Origin of the sequence: Mesorhizobium sp. AD1-1, assembly GCF_020164655.1 — a bacterium.
Lineage (GTDB): Bacteria > Pseudomonadota > Alphaproteobacteria > Rhizobiales > Rhizobiaceae > Mesorhizobium > Mesorhizobium ciceri.
Genome location: NZ_JAIUGP010000002.1, coordinates 165,947 through 184,784, shown reverse-complemented (window position 1 = coordinate 184,784; position 18,838 = coordinate 165,947). Strand labels below are relative to the sequence as shown.

The window sequence follows — 18,838 nt, the reverse complement described above, 5'->3', positions numbered from 1 at the left end:
CGAAGCGACAAGACGGGATCAGGTTTGAAGCATGCCTTCATTAAAAGACCTTCGTAACCGTATCGCCTCGGTCAAGGCGACGCAGAAGATCACCAAGGCGATGCAGATGGTCGCTGCGGCGAAGCTGCGCCGTGCGCAAGAGACTGCGGAAGCGGCGCGCCCCTATTCGGAGCGCATGGGTTCCGTGCTGGCGAACATCACCCAGGCGATCGGCGGCGGTGGCGATGCCCCGGCGCTGATGACCGGCACCGGCAAGGATGATGTGCATCTGCTCGTCGTCTGCACCGCCGAGCGCGGCCTGTGCGGCGGCTTCAATTCGCAGATCGCCCGTCTTGCCCGCGACCACATCCGCAAGCTTTTGGCCGACGGCAAGCAGGTCAAGATCATCTGCGTCGGCAAGAAGGGTTTCGACATCCTGCGCCGCGACTACGCGTCGCTGATCATCGATCGCGTCGATCTGCGCGAGGTCAAGACACTCGGTTTCGTCAATGCCGATGCCATCGCCAAGAAGGTCATCCATCTCTTCAACGAGGGCGGCTTCGACATCTGCACGCTGTTCTATTCGCAGTTCAAGTCGGTGATCAGCCAGATCCCGACCGCGCAGCAGATCATTCCGGCGGGCGTTGCTTCGGCTCAGGCGGAAGTGACGGATGGCGGCAACGCTGTCTATGAATACGAACCGGAGCCGGGCGAAATCCTCTCCGATCTCATTCCGCGCAACATTTCCGTGCAGGTTTTCCGGGCACTGCTCGAAAACGCGGCCGGCGAGATGGGCGCCAAGATGAGCGCCATGGACAATGCGACGCGCAACGCTGGCGAGATGATCAACAAACTGTCGATCACCTATAACCGCCAGCGGCAGGCGCAGATCACCAAGGAACTGATCGAAATCATTTCGGGCGCCGAGGCGCTCTAGGCGCGGTCCGCGGGTTTTTTGCCCGCGACCGGACCGCGTGAGAAACAAAGGACGAAAAAGGGTAAAGACGATGGCGAAAGCAGCGACCCCCCAGAAGGCAGCCCCCAAGGCCGCAGCCGCGAAGGCAGCAGCCCCCGCGAAGGCGGCAAAGGCTCCAGCAGCAGCCGCGAAGGCGGCCCCGGCCAAGGCAGCAGCCCCGGCGAAGACCGCAGCTGCCAAGACATCGGCAGTGGCCAGCAAGGCAACCGGCGTTGTCGGCAAGGTCCGCCAGGTCATCGGCGCCGTCGTCGACGTGCAGTTCGGCGATCACCTGCCGGCGATCCTGAACGCGCTCGAGACGACCAATGTCGGCAACCGTCTGGTGCTCGAAGTCGCCCAGCACCTGGGTGAAAACACCGTGCGCTGCATCGCCATGGACTCGACCGAAGGTCTGGTTCGCGGCCAGGAAGTGCGTGACACCGGCGCGCCGATCACCGTGCCGGTCGGCCCGGGCATGCTCGGCCGCATCATCAACGTCATCGGCGAGCCGGTCGACGAAGAAGGCCCGGTCGACGCGATCGAAATGCGCTCCATCCACCAGCCGGCTCCGACGTATGTCGAGCAGTCGACGGAAGCACAGATCCTGATCACCGGCATCAAGGTGCTCGACCTCCTGGCTCCCTACGCCAAGGGCGGCAAGATCGGCCTGTTCGGCGGCGCCGGCGTCGGCAAGACCGTGCTGATCCAGGAACTGATCAACAACATCGCCAAGGCGCATGGCGGCTATTCGGTGTTCGCCGGCGTCGGCGAGCGCACCCGCGAAGGCAACGATCTCTATCACGAGTTCATCGAATCCGGCGTCAACAAGAAGGGCGGCGGCGAAGGCTCCAAGGCCGCGCTCGTCTACGGCCAGATGAACGAGCCGCCGGGCGCGCGCGCCCGCGTCGGCCTGACCGGCCTGACGGTTGCGGAGTATTTCCGCGACCAGGGCCAGGACGTGTTGTTCTTCGTCGACAACATCTTCCGCTTCACGCAGGCTGGTTCGGAAGTGTCGGCTCTGCTCGGCCGTATTCCTTCAGCCGTGGGCTATCAGCCGACGCTCGCCACCGACATGGGCGCGCTGCAGGAACGCATCACCACCACCACCAAGGGCTCGATCACGTCCGTGCAGGCGATCTACGTGCCCGCCGACGACTTGACCGATCCGGCGCCGGCGACCTCGTTCGCCCACCTTGACGCGACGACGACGCTCAACCGCGCCATCGCCGAAAAGGGCATCTACCCGGCCGTCGATCCGCTGGATTCGACCTCGCGCATGCTTGATCCGCTGGTCGTCGGCGACGAGCATTACGGCGTCGCGCGCCAGGTGCAGTCGATCCTCCAGCGCTACAAGTCGCTGCAGGACATCATCGCCATCCTGGGCATGGACGAGTTGTCGGAAGAGGACAAGCAGACCGTGGCCCGCGCCCGCAAGATCGAGCGCTTCCTGTCGCAGCCCTTCTTCGTCGCCGAAGTGTTCACCGGCGCGCCGGGCAAGCTGGTCGACCTCGCCGACACCATCAAGGGCTTCAAGGGCCTCTGCAACGGCGACTACGATCACCTTCCGGAAGCTGCCTTCTACATGGTCGGCGGCATCGAGGAAGCGGTCGAGAAAGCACAGCGCCTCGCGGCTGAAGCGGCGTAATCAAGCGAATAGCGAATAGGGAGTAGCGAATAGGGAATATGGGCCGGCGAATTCTTCTTCTGACTACTCGCTGCTCGCTATTCGCTATTCGCTAAATTGATCATGGCTGAAGCTTTCAAGTTCGAACTGGTCTCGCCGGAGCGCCTGCTTGTTTCCGAGCAGGTTGAATCCGTCGTCATTCCGGGCGCCGAAGGCGAGATGACCGTGATGGCGCATCACGCGCCGGTCATGACCACGATCAAGCCGGGTGTCGTCACCGTGAAGACCGCAGCGGGCAACGAAGAGCGCTATGTGGTGTTCGGCGGCTTCGCCGACATCGTTCCGGCCGGCTGCACGCTGCTGGCGGAATCGGCTGTCGCGGTGAAGGATGTCGACCGCGCCGATCTCGCGCGCCGCATCCAGGAAGCCAAAGAAGACGCCACTGATGCCAAGGACGACGAGGCTCGCAGCAAGGCGGAACAGTTCCTTAGCCAGCTCACCACGCTGGAAGGCGCCATCCTGCCGGCTTGAAATTCGGTTCGATGAAAGAGTAAAAAGCGGGGCCTTGCCTCGCTTTTTTGTTTAAATGCCCAAGGCTGCGAAAGCCAATGTCGGGCCGTCTCGTCGCAGGTGGACGAGATGCACGGCCACGAGCTCGATCAAGGTCTGGCGCTCGGCATGGTCCTTGGCGAAGCCGGCGAGGTCGAACACAGCGGTCACGGTTTCGTTCGCCGGCAGTTGCTCGCCCAAAAGTGCCGTCAACGCCGCGTCGAGCGGGTCGGTGAAATGGCCCTCCGGCAAGGTTTTTCCTCGTGCGGCGCAAGCAGCGATCCAGGCAGCCACCACCAACGTGAGATGGACCAGCTCGGTACCGGCTTCTAGACATTCGATGGCGGAAGCGACGATGCGCTGCGGCAATTTCTGGCTGCCGTCATTGGCGATCTGAGCCGTACGGTGGGCAAGTGCAGTGTTGGAAAAACGCTCAGCGAGCTCCGCGGTGTAAGCGCTCGGGTCGAGCCCGGCATCCTCGGGCAGGGTCGGGATGGCTTCCGCCCACAATGCATCGACGAATTGCCGGATCGCCGGGTCGGCGAAGGCGCGGTCGACGGTGGCATGACCGCTGAGCAGGCCAAGATAGGCGATGGCCGAATGCGAGCCGTTGAGCAGCCTGAGCTTCATGTCCTCGAACGGGCCGACGTCGCGAACCATGGTGACGCCGAACTGTTCCCAGTCCGGGCGGCCCGCTGGGAAATTGTCTTCGACCACCCATTGGCAGAACGGCTCGGTCATGACAGGCCAAGCGTCCTCGGCACCGAGTTCTTCAGCGATCCGCGCCCGATCGGCATCGGTGGTTGCCGGCACGATGCGGTCGACCATGCTTGAAGGAAAGGCGACCTGATGGGCGACGTGATCGGCAATTCCGACATCACTCGATTGGGCGAACCCGGCATCTCGCAACTGGGCGAATTCAACCAACAGCCGATGCAGCGTGGCGCCGTTGGCCGGCAGATTGTCGCAACAGAGCACGGTAAAGGGCGGCGTGCCGGCGGCGCGTCGCCGGGCAAGCGCCTCGGTCAGGAAACCATGCGCTGTCTTCGGCATCTGCGGATTGGCCAGATCATGGGCGATATCGGGATGAGCAGCGTCCAATCCGCCGCCAGCCGCCCTCAGATAGGCCTTTTCGGTGATCGTAAGTGTGACGATGCGGGTGCGCGGATCGGTCAGCGCGGCCAGCACCGCGCCCGGATCCTCCGGCGCCACCAGCATCGCGGTAATCGAGCCGATGACCTGAAGTTTTTCGGTTCCACTGCTTCTGATCGCCAGCGTGTAGAGCCCATCCTGCGGCGTGAGTGCGTCGCGCGTGTCGGCGCTGCGCAGCGAAACGCCTGTTATGCTCCAATCCGTCTCGCCGGCCGCCAGGCAATCGTCGACATAGGCGGCCTGGTGGGCGCGATGGAAGGCGCCGACGCCAAGATGCACGATGCCCGGGACGATGCGGCTGCGGTCATACGAAGGCGTCGCGATCGAAGCCGGCAGTGCGCGCACCGTCTTCGTGGAAAGGCGTTCGGTCGTCGTAGTGCGACTGGTCTGGTCGGATGACATGAGTGGCCTCGGCAGGGATCGGCAAAGCGGCGTAACATTCGATTTCCCGCCACACAATGGGCCGAAAAGTCATCATACAACAATCTAGTTTTTGTATGTTGACATTATTTCTTGCCGCCCCTACCGATAGCGGCCCTGGGAGGATTGCCGTGCCACTGACCGATGCGGATCTGCTGTTTCCCGCCGATGCACATTCGCGCTCGGTTGCCCGCGATCTCTATGCCGGGATCAAGGATCTGCCCCTGGTCAGCCCGCATGGCCACACCGATCCGCGTTGGTATGCGCTGAACGAGCCTTTTCCGGATCCGGCGCAACTGCTCATCGTTCCGGATCACTACATCTTCCGCATGCTGTTCAGCCAAGGCATCCGCCTTGAGGATCTCGGCGTGGCGACGCTGGACGGCGCGCCTGTCGAGACAGACGGCCGGACGATCTGGCGTCGTTTTGCCGAGCACTATTATCTGTTTCGGGGCACACCGACCCGGCTGTGGTTCGATCATGTGCTTGCCGATCTGTTCGGCATCGACGAACCGCTGAACGCGGCGACCGCCGACCGCCACTACGACACCATCGCAACGCTGCTGCAGTGGGAGAATTTCCGGCCCCGTGCGCTGTTCGAGCGCTTCAACATCGAGGTCATCGCGACCACGGAAGGTGCGCTCGACGATCTCAAATGGCACCAGATGATCCGCGACAGCGGCTGGCAGGGCCGTGTGGTCACCGCTTATCGGCCCGATGCTGTCGTCGATCCCGATTTCGAAGGGTTTTCGACCAATCTCGACCGGCTCGGCGAAATTACCGCCTGCGACACCGGCAGCTGGGCCGGCTATCTCGATGCGCATCGGCAGCGGCGCGCCTTCTTCAAAAGTTTCGGCGCGACCTCGTCCGACCACGGCCACCCGACGGCCGAGACCGCCAATCTTTCGGATGCGGCGGCGCAAGAGCTGTTCAATCGCGTTCGCCGTGGTTCCGACGACGAGCGTGAGCGAAAACTGTTCCGCGCCCAGATGCTGACCGAGATGGCCAAGATGAGCCTCGACGACGGGCTGGTTCTGCAGATACATCCCGGCTCCTGGCGCAATCATTCGTCGGCTGTTTTCCAAAAATTCGGCCGCGACAAGGGTTTCGATATCCCGACCCGGACCGACTATGTCACGGCGCTGAAGCCACTGCTCGACTGCGTCGGACTTGAGCGCGACCTCACAATCGTTCTCTTCACGCTCGACGAAACAAGCTATGCGCGCGAACTGGCGCCACTCGCCGGTGTCTACCCGGCGCTGAAGCTCGGGCCGGCCTGGTGGTTCCACGACAGCCCGGAAGGCATGCGGCGCTTCCGCGAGATGACCACCGAGACCGCCGGCTTCTACAACACCGTCGGCTTCAACGATGACACCCGTGCCTTTCCCTCGATCCCGGCGCGCCACGATGTGGCGCGGCGGGTCGACTGCGCGTTCCTGGCGCGTCTCGTCGCCGAGCATCGGCTGCGCGAGGACGAGGCGCATGAGCTGGCGCGGGAGCTTGCCTATACACTTGCGAAAAAGGCCTACCGGCTCTGAGCCGGGCGTTTTGGTTTCATAGGGAGGAAGTCATGTTGCATCTTTCGAAATTGACGGCAGTAACATTCGTTTTCGGCTCGTTGCTGGTCGGCATCGCCAACGCCGAAACCGTGCTGCGGTCGTCCGATACCCATCCCGACGGCTATCCAACCGTCGAAGCGGTCAAATATATGGGCGAGCTGATCAAGCAGCGCACCAATGGCCGCTATTCGGTCGAGGTCTATCATTCGGCGCAGCTCGGCGAGGAGAAGGACACGATCGAGCAGACGCAGACCGGCGTCATCGATCTCAACCGCGTCTCGATGGGGCCGTTCAACGGCATCGTTCCGCAGACCGCGGTGCCGTCGCTGCCCTACATGTTCCGCTCGGTCGAGCATATGCGCCATGTCATGGACGGGCCGATCGGGGACGAGATCCTGAAAGCCTTTGAGACTCACGACCTTGTCGGTCTCGCCTTCTACGATTCCGGGGCACGCTCCTTCTACAACACCAAGAAGGACATCACCTCGATGGCCGACATGAAGGGCATGAAGTTCCGCGTCATCCAGTCCGACGTGTTCGTCGACATGGTCAATGCGTTGGGCGCCAACGCCACGCCGATGGCCTATGGCGAGGTCTATTCGGCTTTGCAGACAGGCGTCATCGACGGCGCCGAGAACAACTGGCCGAGCTTCGAATCCGCCAAGCATTTCGAGGTCGCCAAGCATTACACGCTCGACCAGCACCAGATCGTGCCCGAGGTTCTGGTGATGTCGAAGGCGAGCTGGGACAAGCTCGCCCCGGAAGACCAGGCGATCGTGCGGCAGGCGGCCAAGGACAGCGTCGTCAAGATGCGTGAATTGTGGGACGCGCAGGAGAAGAAGTCCCGCGACATCGTCGAGAAAGCCGGCGTCAAGGTCAGTGAGATCGACAAGCAGCCGCTGATCGATGCGATGAAGCCCGTCTACGAGAAATATCTCTCGACCCCCGAGTTGAAAGATCTCGCCGCGCGCATCCAGGCGACCAAATAATCCGTTCGCGGCAATGGTGGCGCGAGCTTGCGCGCCACCGTCCAGGGGGAAGCGCGCATATGAAACCATTCTGGCTGGCAATAGAACGGCTGCTGTCAATGCTGGCGAGGCTTGCGCTGTGGGTCAGCGGCATCGGCCTGACGCTGATGACCGTGATCATCTTCTGGCAGGTGTTCTCACGCTATGTGCTCAACAGTTCGCCAAGCTGGACGGAACCCTTCTCGGTGATTTTGATGGGGTGGTTCATCTTTTTGGGCGCGGCCGTCGGTGTCCGCGAACGCACGCATCTGGGCTTCGATGTGCTGCTCTATTTCCTGCCGCCCGCCGCAAAGGCGGTACTGCGCAGCATTTCGGATGTCGTCGTGCTCGCCTTCGGTCTCGGCATGATCGTCTACGGCGCCCAGCTCACCCGGCTGACATGGAACACGGTGATGCCGTCTCTCGCTTTCCCGGGCGGCGTCAGTTTCCTGCCGGTCATCCTGGGCGGCGCGCTTGTCTGCCTGTTTTCGCTCGAGCGGCTTGCCGGGCGGTTTGCCGGACTGCCGGTCGATGCCGATCAGTACGCCACGGGCGAGGAGGGTCTCTAGATGGCATTGACGGTTCTGTTCGGCACCTTCGTCTTTCTTCTGATCATCGGCACACCGATCGCCTTCTGCCTCGGTGTCGCCAGCTTCGCCACGGTTCTGGTGCTGGGGCTGCCGCCGCTGGTGGTGTTCCAGCGCCTCAACTCCGGTGTCAGCGTGTTTTCGCTGATGGCCATCCCGTTCTTCATCTTCGCCGGTGACCTGATGGTGCGCGGCGGCATTGCCGCTCGCCTTGTTGCGCTCGCCGGGGCGTTGGTCGGCCACCTGAGAGGCGGGCTCGGCCAGGTCAACATCGCCGCCTCCACCATGTTCGGCGGCATTTCCGGCTCGGCGGTGGCCGATGCCTCGGCGGTCGGCGGGCTGATGATCCCGCAGATGAAGGCGCGCGGCTACGGCGTCGATTATGCTGTCAACATCACTTCAGTCGGCGCCATCATTGCGCTGCTGATACCGCCTTCGCACAACATGATCATCTATTCGATTTCGGCCGGCGGCCGGATCTCGATCGCCGATCTGTTCACCGCCGGCATCATACCGGGCCTGCTGCTGGCGCTATCTCTGATGGTCACGGCCTATTGGGTCGCCAGCCGCCGCGCCTATCCGACCGAGCCGTTCGCCGGCTTCGGCAGGGCGCTGCAATTGCTCGTTGCCGCAATTCCCGGGCTGATCCTGATCGGCATCATCTTCGGCGGCGTTCGCTCCGGCGTCTTCACCGCCACCGAAAGCTCCTGCATCGCCATCGTCTATGCTTTCCTGGTGACCCTGCTGATCTATCGCTCAATGAGCTGGAACGACTTCGTCACCGCGACCACCGCTGCCGTGCGCACAACCGCAATGGTGCTGATGATCATCGGCTGCGCCGCCGCCTTTGGCTGGCTGCTGGCCTATCTCCGGGTGCCGGCCGCTCTGGTCGCCTTCCTGCAGTCCGTATCCGACAACAAGCTGGTCATCTTGCTGTTGATCAACGTCGTACTTCTCATCCTCGGCACGTTCATGGACATGTCGCCGCTGATCATCATCACCACGCCGATCTTCCTGCCGGTGGTCATGGCCTACGGCGTCGATCCGGTGCATTTCGGCGTGATCCTCATTCTCAATCTCGGCATCGGCTTGTGCACACCGCCGGTGGGGGCCGTGCTGTTCGTCAGCTGCGCGATCGGCCGGATCCCGATCTGGACGGCGATGCGTTCGATCTGGCCATTCTATGGGGCGGCTTTCGCTGTGTTGATGCTTGTCACCTACGTGCCGGAAATTTCGTTGTGGTTGCCGCACCTGTTCCACTAGAGCAGTTCACGGGAACGGCGAACTGCTCTAACCCTTTGTTTTGACGCAATTCCGGACGGAAACCGTTTCACATTTTTCCTGGAATTGCTTTAGGAGACCATCACGTGTCCGCTGCATCCGCCGATCTCAGGGTCGAGAGAAAACCCAAGCTGTCGGAGACCGTCGTTGCGGCGATCCGCAAGCAGCTGCAGGCGGGCGAAATCCTGCCTGGCCACAAATTGCCGACCGAGGGCCAGCTGACCGAGACCTTCGGCGTCAGCCGCACCGTAATCCGCGAGGCGCTGGCCAAGCTTGCCGCCGACGGCCTGGTCGAGTCGCGTCAAGGCGCCGGCGTCTTCGTCACCGAGCATATCTCGACGATGTTCGGAGCGCTTGCCGCCGACATGGGAGCCAAGGATTCGATCGCGCTCAACGTGCTCGAGGTACGCCTGGCAATCGAGATCGAGTCGGCCGGGATCGCCGCTATTCGCCGCAACGCCGCGCAGGAGGCGGCGATCCAGGAAGCCTTCTTCGAATTCGAGCGGCTGCTGCTTGCCAGCGAGCCGACCGGCCCGGCCGACCTCGCCTTCCACCGCGCCATCGCCAGCGCGACCAACAACCCGTTCTATGTCGAGATGCTCGACGTGCTCGGCCGGCGCGCCATTCCGTGCGACGTGACCTCGCCCTGGTCGACCGAACTGGCGCAATCCGACAGCTACCAGCGCGGGCTGCAGCGCGAACACCTGGTGATCCTCAATGCGATCACATCGGGCGATGCCGAAGCGGCGCGCGAGGCAATGCGCGCGCACCTCACAGCCAGCCAGCAGCGCTACCGCGAACGCCTGCATGCGCGGCAGGCTTTCTATGCCAGTTCGGTCAGGGCCGCCGCCGGCGAATGACCCATTTCAAGTCAGGACGAAAATGAGCCAGAGCCATACCGATTACACATCCCGCTTTGCCATAGACCCGGTTGCCGCCGCGGCGATGGGAACCGATGAACTCCGTCACAATTTCCACATTGACGGTCTGTTCCAGTCCGGCCGCATCAGCCTGACCTACACCCACTACGACCGCATGATCGTCGGCGGCGCCGTGCCGATAGGCTCGCCGCTCCAACTGGAAGCGATCAAGCCGACCGGCACCAAAGGTTTCCTCGACCGGCGCGAGTTGATCGCCGTCAACATCGGTGGCGTGGGCGTCATCACGACCGGCGGCCAGTCCTTCGAATTGCAGGCGCGCGACATGCTCTATCTCGGCATGGGCACACAGGATGTGTCCTTCGCCTCGGCGGACGAGGGGGCGCCGGCGAAGTTCTATCTGCTCAGCGCGCCGGCGCATCTGGCTCATCCCAGCCGGCTGATCCGCATCGGCGATGCAAAGCGCCTCGATCTTGGCAGCAAGGATGCCTGCAACGAGCGTTCGATCTTCCAGTTCATCCATGCCGATGGCGCAAAGACCTGCCAGCTGGTGGTCGGCATGACCCAGCTGGCGCCGGGCTCTATCTGGAACACCATGCCTTGCCATGTGCATGACCGGCGCATGGAGGCCTATCTCTATTTCGACCTGGCCGAGACGGCGCGCGTCTTCCACTTCATGGGCGAGCCGGACGAAACGCGCCATATCGTCATGGCCAACGAAGAGGCCGTGCTGTCGCCGGGCTGGTCGATCCACTCCGGCGCCGGCACTTCCAATTATGCGTTCATCTGGGCGATGGCCGGCGACAATGTCGACTACACCGATGTCGACCCGGTGGCGTTAGGCGATCTGCGGTGAGCGACCCCTTCAGCCTTGCCGGAAAACGTATCCTGGTCACCGGCGCCAACACCGGCATCGGCCAGGGCATCGCCGTATCGATCGCACGCGCCGGCGGCACGGTGATCGGCGTCGGCCGCTCGTCGATGGACGATACGGCAAGAAAAATCGCAACGATGGGCGGGCAATTCGAGGCGGTGAGCGCCGATCTTGCCGACACGTCAGCCGCCGGCCCCTTGCTCGACCGCGTGTGGGACGAAGGCGGCCCGCTCGACGGGCTGGTCAACAATGCCGGCATCATCCGGCGCGCCGATGCCGTCGATCTCAGCGAGGCCGATTGGGACGACGTCATGGATGTCAATCTGAAGGCGGTTTTTTTGCTCTGCCAAAGCTTTGCCAGGCGTGCCTTGGCCGCTGAGCGGAAAGGCAAGATCGTCAACATTGCCTCGGTGCTGAGCTTCCAGGGCGGCATTCGCGTGGCGTCCTACACCGCCTCGAAGCATGGCGTGCTCGGCATCACCCGGCTGCTTGCCTGCGAATGGGCGCAGAAAGGCATCAACGTCAACGCTATCGCGCCAGGCTATATCGAAACCAACAACACGCAGGCGCTGCGCGCCGATCCCGACCGCAGCGCCGCCATCCTGGCGCGCATCCCGGCCGGTCGCTGGGGCGAGGCGGGCGACATTGGCGATGCCGCCGTCTTCCTGCTGGCGCCGGCGTCGAACTACATGCATGGCGCGGTGGTGCCGGTGGATGGCGGCTGGCTGGCGCGCTAGGTTTTGACGCAATTCCGAACGGAAACCGTTTCACACTTTTCCTGGAATTGCTCTGAGGAGACGACGATGACCGCAAAGATCTTCGCGCATGCCGGCGAGGGCGCCTGGACGGCGACACCGGACGGCAACAGGCGCCGCATTCTCCTGCACACTGACGAGTTGATGCTGGTCGAATTCGGCTTCGACAAGGGTGGCGTCGGCGCCCTGCATTCGCACCCGCACGTCCAGGCAAGCTATGTCGCCGAAGGCCGCTTCGAGGTGACCATCGACGGTCGGACCGAGATCGTTGGAACGGGCGGGAGTTTCATCGTGCCGTCGGGCCTGGTGCACGGGGTCAAGGCGCTCGAAGCGGGGCGGCTGGTCGACAGCTTTACGCCGCACCGGGCCGATTTCCTCGGCTAGAGCATTTCACCGTTTCACGGAAACGGCGAGCTGCTCTAACTCTTTGTTTTGACGCAATTCTAGACGGAAAACCGCTTCACACTTTTCCTGGAATTGCTCTAACGAGGGGTAAGAGATCGAGTGGGGAATGACCCGCACCCCAGAAAGAGGCGCGGGTCTGTTGCCTGGGCGCTTGTGGCGCCGCGGTACTCAAGACATCACCGCAGGATGAGGACCCTGCCGCACCGTGGTGAAGATAGTCTTAATGCACCGGGGCTGCGTAGCTCGGTCGGTCAGGTGATATGCCGCAGGAGGCTGAAAAGCCGCTCGAACGTCTTGCCGTAGGGCGGGCGCAGCAGGCTTCCCGCGCTCAGCCGCGACTGCAGGAAAACCGGTTTCTCCTTGCTGAAGGTGCGAAAGCCCCATTCGCCGTGATAGGCGCCCATGCCGCTGGCGCCGACGCCGCCAAAAGGCTGGTTTTCCTGTACCAGATGCAGCATGCAGTCGTTGACGGTGACGCCGCCGGCAATTGTCTCGCGCAGGATGCGTTGACGGTTGCCGCTGTCGCAGCCGAACCAGTAGAGTGCCAGCGGGCGGTCGGCCCCGTTCACATGGGCGATCGCCTCGTCGATCCCGGTGTATTCTACGATGGGCAGCACCGGCCCAAAGATCTCTTCGCGCATCAGCCGCAGGTTTGCGCCGGCATTGCGGACCAGGGTCGGCAGCAACTTCCCGCTATTGGCGTCAAGTTCCTCGCCGGCCGGGTTGATTTCGGTGACATCGGCGCCGGCGTCACGCGCTTCAGTGACCATGTCGCGCAGGCGCTGGTGGTGCCGATCGCTGATGATGGCGGTATAGTCGGGGTTGTCGCGCAGGGTCGGGTAGAGCTTAGCGATCGCCGTTGCGAGCCTGGCAGCGACCGTGCCTGCTTGCCCCTTCGGCACCAGAAGGTAATCCGGCGCGATACAGGTCTGCCCGGCATTCAACAGCTTACCGTAGGCAATGCTCGATACTGCCGCGTCGAGGTCGCATGACGGATCGAAGATTGCCGGCGACTTGCCGCCGAGTTCGAGCGTGACCGGGGTCAGGTTGGCGGCCGCGGCGATCGCGACCTGGCGTCCGACCGCGGTCGAGCCGGTGAACAGCAAATGATCGAAAGGCATCGACACGAAGGCCTTTCCCATCTCCGCATCGCCGCTGATGACGCTGAGCTCATCGGCTGCGAAATGCTCGGCAACGAGTTTGGCCAGCAGCGCGGAAAATGCCGGCGTCAGCTCGGAAGGTTTGATGAGCACGCGGTTGCCGGCGGCAAGGGCGGCGGTCACCGGCGCGACGGCGAGCTGGAAAGGATAATTCCAGGGCGACACGATGCCGATGACACCGAGCGGCTGCGGGATGAGGCGATTTCTGCCGGGCAGGAACGGCATGGTGGTGGCAACGCGGCGTTCGCGCATCCAACCCCTGAGGTGCGACAGCGCGTGGCGGATGCCGGCACGTACGACGAACAGTTCCGCAAGACGCGTCTCATGCGCGGAACGGCCGCCAAAGTCGGTGTCGATGGCGGTGCAGATGTCGGCTTCATGCCGCTCGGTCAGCGCGAGCAGGCGTTTGAGGCGATCCTTGCGAACGTCAAAGTTGGGGAAAGGCTGCGCCTCGAAGGCGGCGCGCTGCAGGTGGAACCGCTCGCCGAGAACATTCTGTCTGGTCTGCAGCATCACGCCCTCCCTGGCTTGCCGGACGGAGCTTACATCGTGGTGCGTGGCGGAATCCAGCGGGGGTGCAGGTGTCCTAGGGGAAGCCGCTTTCGGATGTGCACGGCATCCGGCTGGCAGGCGCCGATGGCCGCATCAACGACAGGTTCCTGCAAAGGGGGCGTTGTGGTTGGATGACGGCTGCGCTACTCCAAAGCGTCACGCCAGAGAGTCGTCTTGACCGGTTTCCACATCCTCTCCAGTCTACGAAATTCCAGCCCGGTGTCCGCCTGATGCTGATATCGGTGACAAGCATCTTGGCCATGGACCCCAAGCGGCGCGTTCCGCCCCCCGCGGCCCAGCGGAATTGCGGATGAAGGGCGCTCACAGGCTTGAGGCTGCGTTTGGAGCGGCTGCGCGAAGGGTTGTGCGGGAGTTTCTGCGGTTCGTGCCGCTGTCTCTGAGACAGCGCATGCAAAGACGCAGATATGCACGCGCGACGCCCGCCAACAGAATTTTCATTTCGGGCTGCGCACGCAGCGGGACGACGCTGACACAGCGGCTGATGAGGTGTTTCGAGGACATTTTCGTCCATCCGCCCGAAGCGCGATACGCAATGCTGGACATGCTGGACCGGCCGGAATCGAACCTCGTCGTCAAGCGCGATGCGCGCGGTTTTGCGCATCTGGCGAAGCTACCGACCTCCATCGGCTTGATCTATTGCGTGCGCCATCCATTCGACACGCTGACAAGTTCGCATCCGCAAACACGCAACCAGCGTCGGTTCCACGTCACGCCGCAACGCTGGCTGACCGAATACGACGCGCTGATCCGGCTGAAGAAGGCACAACCGCACCGGCAGATCCTTTTCGTCCGCTACGAAGACATGATCGGCGCGCCCGATGCGCAGCAGGACAGAATCGCGCAGTCATTCGGACTGACACCGCGCATTCGTTTCAGCGAGGACCCGGACAATCCGATCCGGGTGGCTTCGTTGAGAAAATGGGAACGGAATGAAGAACTCAGGACCTATCTCGGCGGCCTGCCCCCGGCATTTCTCGCCCGCGTCCAACGTTTCTGCGCCGAGTTCGGCTATGACATGCCAACAAGCACGCCGACCGTGGACGCGCGGTGATGCAGGCACCGGCGGCCCTCGCGACAGAAGAGCTGGATCCCAAGCGGCGCGTGCTGAAGGACGTGTTCGGCTTCGATGATTTTCGCCCCGGGCAGGCCGATGTCATGGACGCGCTGCTGGCCGGGCGTCATGTGCTGGCTGTGATGCCGACTGGTGCGGGCAAATCGCTTTGCTACCAGGTGCCGGCGCTTGTCCTGGGCGGGCTCACCATTGTCGTTTCGCCGCTGGTGGCGCTGATGCAGGATCAGGTCGCCGCCTTGCGGCTTGCCGGCGTGGCCGCCGATACGATCAATTCCTCGATCGACCGCGATGCCAATATTGCCGCATGGCGTCGCGTCGCCTCGGGCCAGACGCGCCTGCTCTATCTCGCGCCGGAGCGGTTGATGACCGAACGGATGCTCGAGGCGCTGGCCAGGCTCGATATCAGCCTGATCGCCGTCGACGAGGCGCATTGTATCTCGCAATGGGGGCCGGCGTTCCGGCGCGAATACGAGGACCTGTCGCGTCTGCGCGGCATCTTTCCCAGCGTGCCGATCATCGCGCTGACGGCAACGGCGGACGAAGGCACGCGCACCGACATCGAATCCCGGCTGTTTGCCGAGCGCGTCGAGACCCTGGTGCTGGGCTTCGACCGGCCGAACATCAAGCTTGCCATCGAGGCCAAGCAGGACAGCAAGCGCCAATTGCTGCGCTTCGTCGAGCGCCATCCCGGCCGCAGCGGCATCGTCTATTGCCTGTCGCGCAAGAAGACGGAGGAGATGGCGGCCTTCCTCGAGAAGAACGGCGTCACCGCGCTCGCTTATCACGCCGGCATGAGCAAGGAGGCGCGTGACGCCAACCAGAACAGCTTCATGACCTTGTCCGGCGTCGTCATGGTGGCGACCATCGCCTTCGGCATGGGCATCGACAAGCCTGACGTCGCCTATGTCTTCCACACCGACATGCCGGGCAGCCTGGAGGCCTACTACCAGGAGATAGGCCGCGCCGGCCGCGATGGGCGGGACGCCGAGGCGCATATGCTGTTCGGCCTGGGCGATATCCGCATGCGCAGGTTGTTCATCGACGACGAGGATGCGCCGCCCGAGCACAAGAGGCGCTCGCATGGCCGGCTCGACACGCTGATAGGCTATTGCGAGACGGCGCAGTGCCGCCGCCAGGTGCTGCTCGGCTATTTCGGCGAGGAAGCGCAGCCTTGCGGCAATTGCGACACCTGCCTCGACCAGGCACCGCGCGCCGATGGCGGAGCCGAGGCTCGGATCATCCTGACGGCGATCGCCCAGAGCGGTGAGCGTTTCGGTGCCGGTCATGTCATCGACATCCTGCTCGGCCATGAAACCGAGAAGGTGCTTGCCAGGAACCACCAGAGGCTCACGAGTTTCGGCAGCGGTCTGGCGCACAAGAAGGATTTCTGGCTGTCGCTGATCCGGCAACTCGTCGCCGGCGGGTTCCTGATGCCGGATCCGGCCGGCCATGGCGGCCTCGCCATCGCCGAAAAAGGCCATGCGCTTGGCCGTGGCGAGATGCCGTTCCATTATCGCGTCGAGGTGCGCAGCCGCGCCTTGCGCGGCAAGATGCGCTCGGGGCAGGATCTCGGGCAGTCGGCTGTGGACACCGGGCTACTGGCCGCGCTTAAATCCTTGCGCCTGCGGCTCGCCAAGGAGCGCCAGGTGCCGGCCTATGTGGTGTTCTCCGATCGCACGCTGATCGACATGGCCGAGCGCCGCCCGCACGACCTCGACGCCTTCGCTGAAGTGAATGGGGTTGGGGCGGCAAAGCTCAAGGAATTCGGCCAGGTTTTTCTGAGTGCGATTGCCGAGCACCGGTCGGGTGAGGCGGCCTGAGGTCAGATCAGCGACTGGTCACGCGCCGTGAAGCAGAGGGATCTTCGGAGAAGGCATCCGTTCCGAAACCTCCTGTGCCGCCGCCGCCCATTCCTCCACCGCCCATGCCCCCAGGGACCGATTAGTTCAACGTTTTCTGGCCGGCCGGTCGACAGATCAGGCCCAGACTGAGGCGTGCATCGACTTCATGGCCGAGCATTTGCAACCGCAATAGATGCCGCTGTCCGCTTGCAGGCACCTATCCACTGCAAGCGTCGCGGGCGACCCGCCGGGCGTCAGTCGCGCGATGTGGACAGTCCCGCGAGAAGCGGAGCGTAGGCGGCGAGCCTGCGGGATACGAACTCAGTGAAGAGCCGCACGCGCTTCGTCTTGCGTGTCTCCCCATGTGTGAGAAGCCAGAGCGTTCCGTACAGGTGCAGGTCGGTGCCCGGCACCCTCACCAGCAGGGGGTCGGCATCTCCGACGAAGCACGGCAGTGTCGTGATCCCGAGACCTTGCCGTACGGCAACGATCTGCGCCTCGGCGTCCGTGATCCTGAATGGAACTCCCGTGGTGCCAACCTCACCCGCGCTCGCCCACTCTGGAATTCCATGAACGCTTATGACGATCCACCGGATGGGATCAGGTGCGCCCGCACGCCACGCGGCCAGGCGGTCGCGGGACATGTAGACGCCGCCAAACACCTCCGCTCCCTTCAGGCCGTGAAGATTGAGCGGCAGGGTTTTGCGGTCGTAGACGACGCGGATCGCCACGTCGGCCTCTCGGTTGGTCAGATTTGCCAGCTCGCCGGACGACAGGATTTCCATCTCGATGTCTGGATGCAGGTGCGCGAAATCGGCGAAGTCCGGCATGAGCAGGTGCGTCGCGAGGGGCGGTGCCAGCGTCACCCGCAGAAGTCCGCGTACGCTCTGGTCGCGCCCGAAGACGCGCGTCTCCAGCTGGTGCGACGACGCTTCCATCTGGTTCGCGAGCTCGAGGACCTCCTCGCCCGCAGCGGTCAGGCGGTAGCCCGAAGGCAGCTTTTCGAACATTTGCGCCCCGAGGCGTTCCTCAAGCTGTGCGATGCGTCGCAGCACGGTCGAGTGATTCACCCCGAGCTGCGCGCCGGCAGCCCGCACCGAGCCTCCGCGTGCGACGGCTAGAAAGTAGCGAACGTCATCCCAGTCGATCATGGTGCAATCCGGCACCGCGCGGTGCGCCTTCCAAAGCCCGTATCTAACACATCCTACAGCAGTAGGGGCGGGATATCGTGGCTTGTGTCGACAAGGGCGACGCTATTCCGAACGGCGGACACGGATCGTCGCGGGCTGGCGTCAATCCTGAAAGCGGATCGATTCTGCACCACCGATGTGCGCGCTTCCGCACTCACCGCGCGACCCCGGCGGGCCCATCTAGAGGTTCTCGGGGCGTCCCCGAACGACCAAAGACAGAGCCTGGAAGGATTAAGTCATGGGAAAACTGGATGGTAAGGTTGCGGTTATAACGGGTGGTGCCACCGGCATCGGCCTCGCCGCTGCAAAGCGCTTCATCGAGGAGGGCGCCTTCGTCTTCATCTTCGGCCGCCGGCAGGAAGCGCTAGACGCCGCTGTGGCCGAGCTCGGGCCCAATGCCCGCGCGGTGAAGGGCTCGGTCTCGGATGAGGCCGACCTCGATCGGCTCTACGCGGCGGTGAAGGCCGAGCGCGGAACCCTCGACATCATCTTCGCCAACGCCGGGGTGGGAAGCCTGCTTCCGCTCGGCAAGCTCACCGCCGGGCACATTGACGAGACCTTCAACACCAATGTGAAGGGTACGATCTTCACGGTCCAGAAGGCGCTGCCGCTGATGGGCGAGGGCGGTTCGATTATCCTGACCGGATCGAGCGCCGGCACCACGGGCGCGCCCGCATTCAGCGTCTATAGCGCGAGCAAGGCGGCCGTGCGCAACCTCGCGCGGACCTGGGCGGAAGACTTGAAAGGCACCGGCATCCGGGTAAACGTGCTGTCGCCCGGGCCGACGGCGACCGAACTCGCGAAGGCAGCGATAGGCGAGGAGGGCTTGAAGGTCTTCGCCTCGATGAATCCGCTTCAGCGTATGGCCGATCCAGCGGAGATCGGGGCGGCGGCTGCGTTTCTCGCGTCGCCCGACAGCAGCTTCATGACTGCCAGCGAGGTCGCCGTCGACGGGGGCTTGGCGCAAATCTGACCCG

The 18,838-nt window shown here is 63.5% G+C and carries 17 protein-coding genes; 14 read left to right on the top strand and 3 right to left on the bottom strand.

Translation table 11 applies throughout. The annotated features are described in order from the left end of the window. Positions 1–31 precede the first annotated feature (31 nt). The 3 genes from LB519_RS04400 (at position 32) to LB519_RS04390 (ending at position 3,089) form a co-directional block, all read left to right on the top strand. Positions 32–916, top strand: coding sequence for a F0F1 ATP synthase subunit gamma (locus LB519_RS04400; RefSeq protein ID WP_224618823.1), 885 nt, complete (start codon positions 32–34; stop codon positions 914–916). A gap of 70 nt (positions 917–986) precedes the next feature. Continuing rightward, positions 987–2,579 (top strand): F0F1 ATP synthase subunit beta, encoded by a 1,593-nt coding sequence (gene atpD, locus LB519_RS04395; protein ID WP_024504228.1) that lies wholly within the window; start codon positions 987–989, stop codon positions 2,577–2,579. 102 nt (positions 2,580–2,681) lie between these two features. Then, the gene (locus LB519_RS04390; RefSeq protein ID WP_224618822.1) at positions 2,682–3,089 is read left to right on the top strand and encodes a F0F1 ATP synthase subunit epsilon; all 408 of its coding nucleotides are present in this window, start codon (positions 2,682–2,684) and stop codon (positions 3,087–3,089) included. Positions 3,090–3,140: 51 nt separating this feature from the next. Here the strand turns inward: LB519_RS04390 and LB519_RS04385 are convergent, their stop codons facing one another. Then, positions 3,141–4,661: a mannitol dehydrogenase family protein gene (locus tag LB519_RS04385; RefSeq protein ID WP_224618820.1), complete on the bottom strand. Its 1,521-nt coding sequence runs from the start codon at positions 4,659–4,661 to the stop codon at positions 3,141–3,143. A gap of 95 nt (positions 4,662–4,756) precedes the next feature. On the opposite strand from LB519_RS04385, the gene uxaC reads away from it, so the two are divergent. From uxaC to LB519_RS04345, 8 genes are all read left to right on the top strand, one after another. After that, on the top strand, positions 4,757–6,217 hold the full coding sequence (uxaC, locus tag LB519_RS04380) for a glucuronate isomerase (protein WP_063173284.1): 1,461 nt from the start codon (positions 4,757–4,759) through the stop codon (positions 6,215–6,217). A gap of 32 nt (positions 6,218–6,249) precedes the next feature. Continuing rightward, complete coding sequence (locus tag LB519_RS04375) at positions 6,250–7,227, top strand: TRAP transporter substrate-binding protein (RefSeq protein WP_024504231.1); 978 nt, start codon at positions 6,250–6,252, stop codon at positions 7,225–7,227. A 59-nt stretch (positions 7,228–7,286) separates the two neighbouring features. Beyond that, complete coding sequence (locus LB519_RS04370) at positions 7,287–7,814, top strand: TRAP transporter small permease (RefSeq protein WP_024504232.1); 528 nt, start codon at positions 7,287–7,289, stop codon at positions 7,812–7,814. Further along, positions 7,815–9,095 (top strand): TRAP transporter large permease, encoded by a 1,281-nt coding sequence (locus tag LB519_RS04365; RefSeq protein ID WP_013529044.1) that lies wholly within the window; start codon positions 7,815–7,817, stop codon positions 9,093–9,095. A gap of 104 nt (positions 9,096–9,199) precedes the next feature. Beyond that, positions 9,200–9,973 carry a FadR/GntR family transcriptional regulator gene (locus LB519_RS04360; protein ID WP_024504234.1) on the top strand — a complete coding sequence of 258 codons (774 nt, stop codon included), beginning with the start codon at positions 9,200–9,202 and terminating at the stop codon, positions 9,971–9,973. A 22-nt stretch (positions 9,974–9,995) separates the two neighbouring features. Next, positions 9,996–10,847: a 5-dehydro-4-deoxy-D-glucuronate isomerase gene (gene kduI, locus LB519_RS04355; protein WP_024504235.1), complete on the top strand. Its 852-nt coding sequence runs from the start codon at positions 9,996–9,998 to the stop codon at positions 10,845–10,847. Next, positions 10,844–11,602: a 2-dehydro-3-deoxy-D-gluconate 5-dehydrogenase KduD gene (kduD, locus tag LB519_RS04350; protein ID WP_224618817.1), complete on the top strand. Its 759-nt coding sequence runs from the start codon at positions 10,844–10,846 to the stop codon at positions 11,600–11,602. Before kduI ends, kduD begins: the two co-directional genes overlap by 4 nt. Positions 11,603–11,668: 66 nt before the next feature. Beyond that, entirely contained in the window at positions 11,669–12,004 is a 336-nt protein-coding gene (locus LB519_RS04345; RefSeq protein WP_013529048.1) for a cupin domain-containing protein, read from the top strand. Between the two features lie 272 nt (positions 12,005–12,276). Here LB519_RS04345 and LB519_RS04340 read toward each other — a convergent pair whose 3' ends face one another. After that, positions 12,277–13,698 carry a coniferyl aldehyde dehydrogenase gene (locus LB519_RS04340; protein WP_224618815.1) on the bottom strand — a complete coding sequence of 474 codons (1,422 nt, stop codon included), beginning with the start codon at positions 13,696–13,698 and terminating at the stop codon, positions 12,277–12,279. A 349-nt stretch (positions 13,699–14,047) separates the two neighbouring features. On the opposite strand from LB519_RS04340, the gene LB519_RS04335 reads away from it, so the two are divergent. Both LB519_RS04335 and recQ read left to right on the top strand, forming a co-directional pair. Continuing rightward, positions 14,048–14,809, top strand: a complete 762-nt coding sequence (locus tag LB519_RS04335) for a sulfotransferase family protein (protein ID WP_318011906.1) — start codon at positions 14,048–14,050, stop codon at positions 14,807–14,809. After that, the gene (recQ, locus tag LB519_RS04330) at positions 14,809–16,650 is read left to right on the top strand and encodes a DNA helicase RecQ (RefSeq protein WP_127365758.1); all 1,842 of its coding nucleotides are present in this window, start codon (positions 14,809–14,811) and stop codon (positions 16,648–16,650) included. The genes LB519_RS04335 and recQ overlap by 1 nt, the downstream gene beginning before the upstream one ends. A 275-nt stretch (positions 16,651–16,925) precedes the next feature. On the opposite strand, the gene LB519_RS04325 is transcribed toward recQ, so the two are convergent. After that, on the bottom strand, positions 16,926–17,822 hold the full coding sequence (locus LB519_RS04325) for a LysR family transcriptional regulator (protein ID WP_013529052.1): 897 nt from the start codon (positions 17,820–17,822) through the stop codon (positions 16,926–16,928). Between the two features lie 277 nt (positions 17,823–18,099). Between LB519_RS04325 and LB519_RS04320 the strand changes: the two genes are divergently transcribed. Further along, complete coding sequence (locus LB519_RS04320; protein ID WP_224618813.1) at positions 18,100–18,834, top strand: SDR family NAD(P)-dependent oxidoreductase; 735 nt, start codon at positions 18,100–18,102, stop codon at positions 18,832–18,834. The last annotated feature ends 4 nt before the right edge of the window (positions 18,835–18,838 follow it).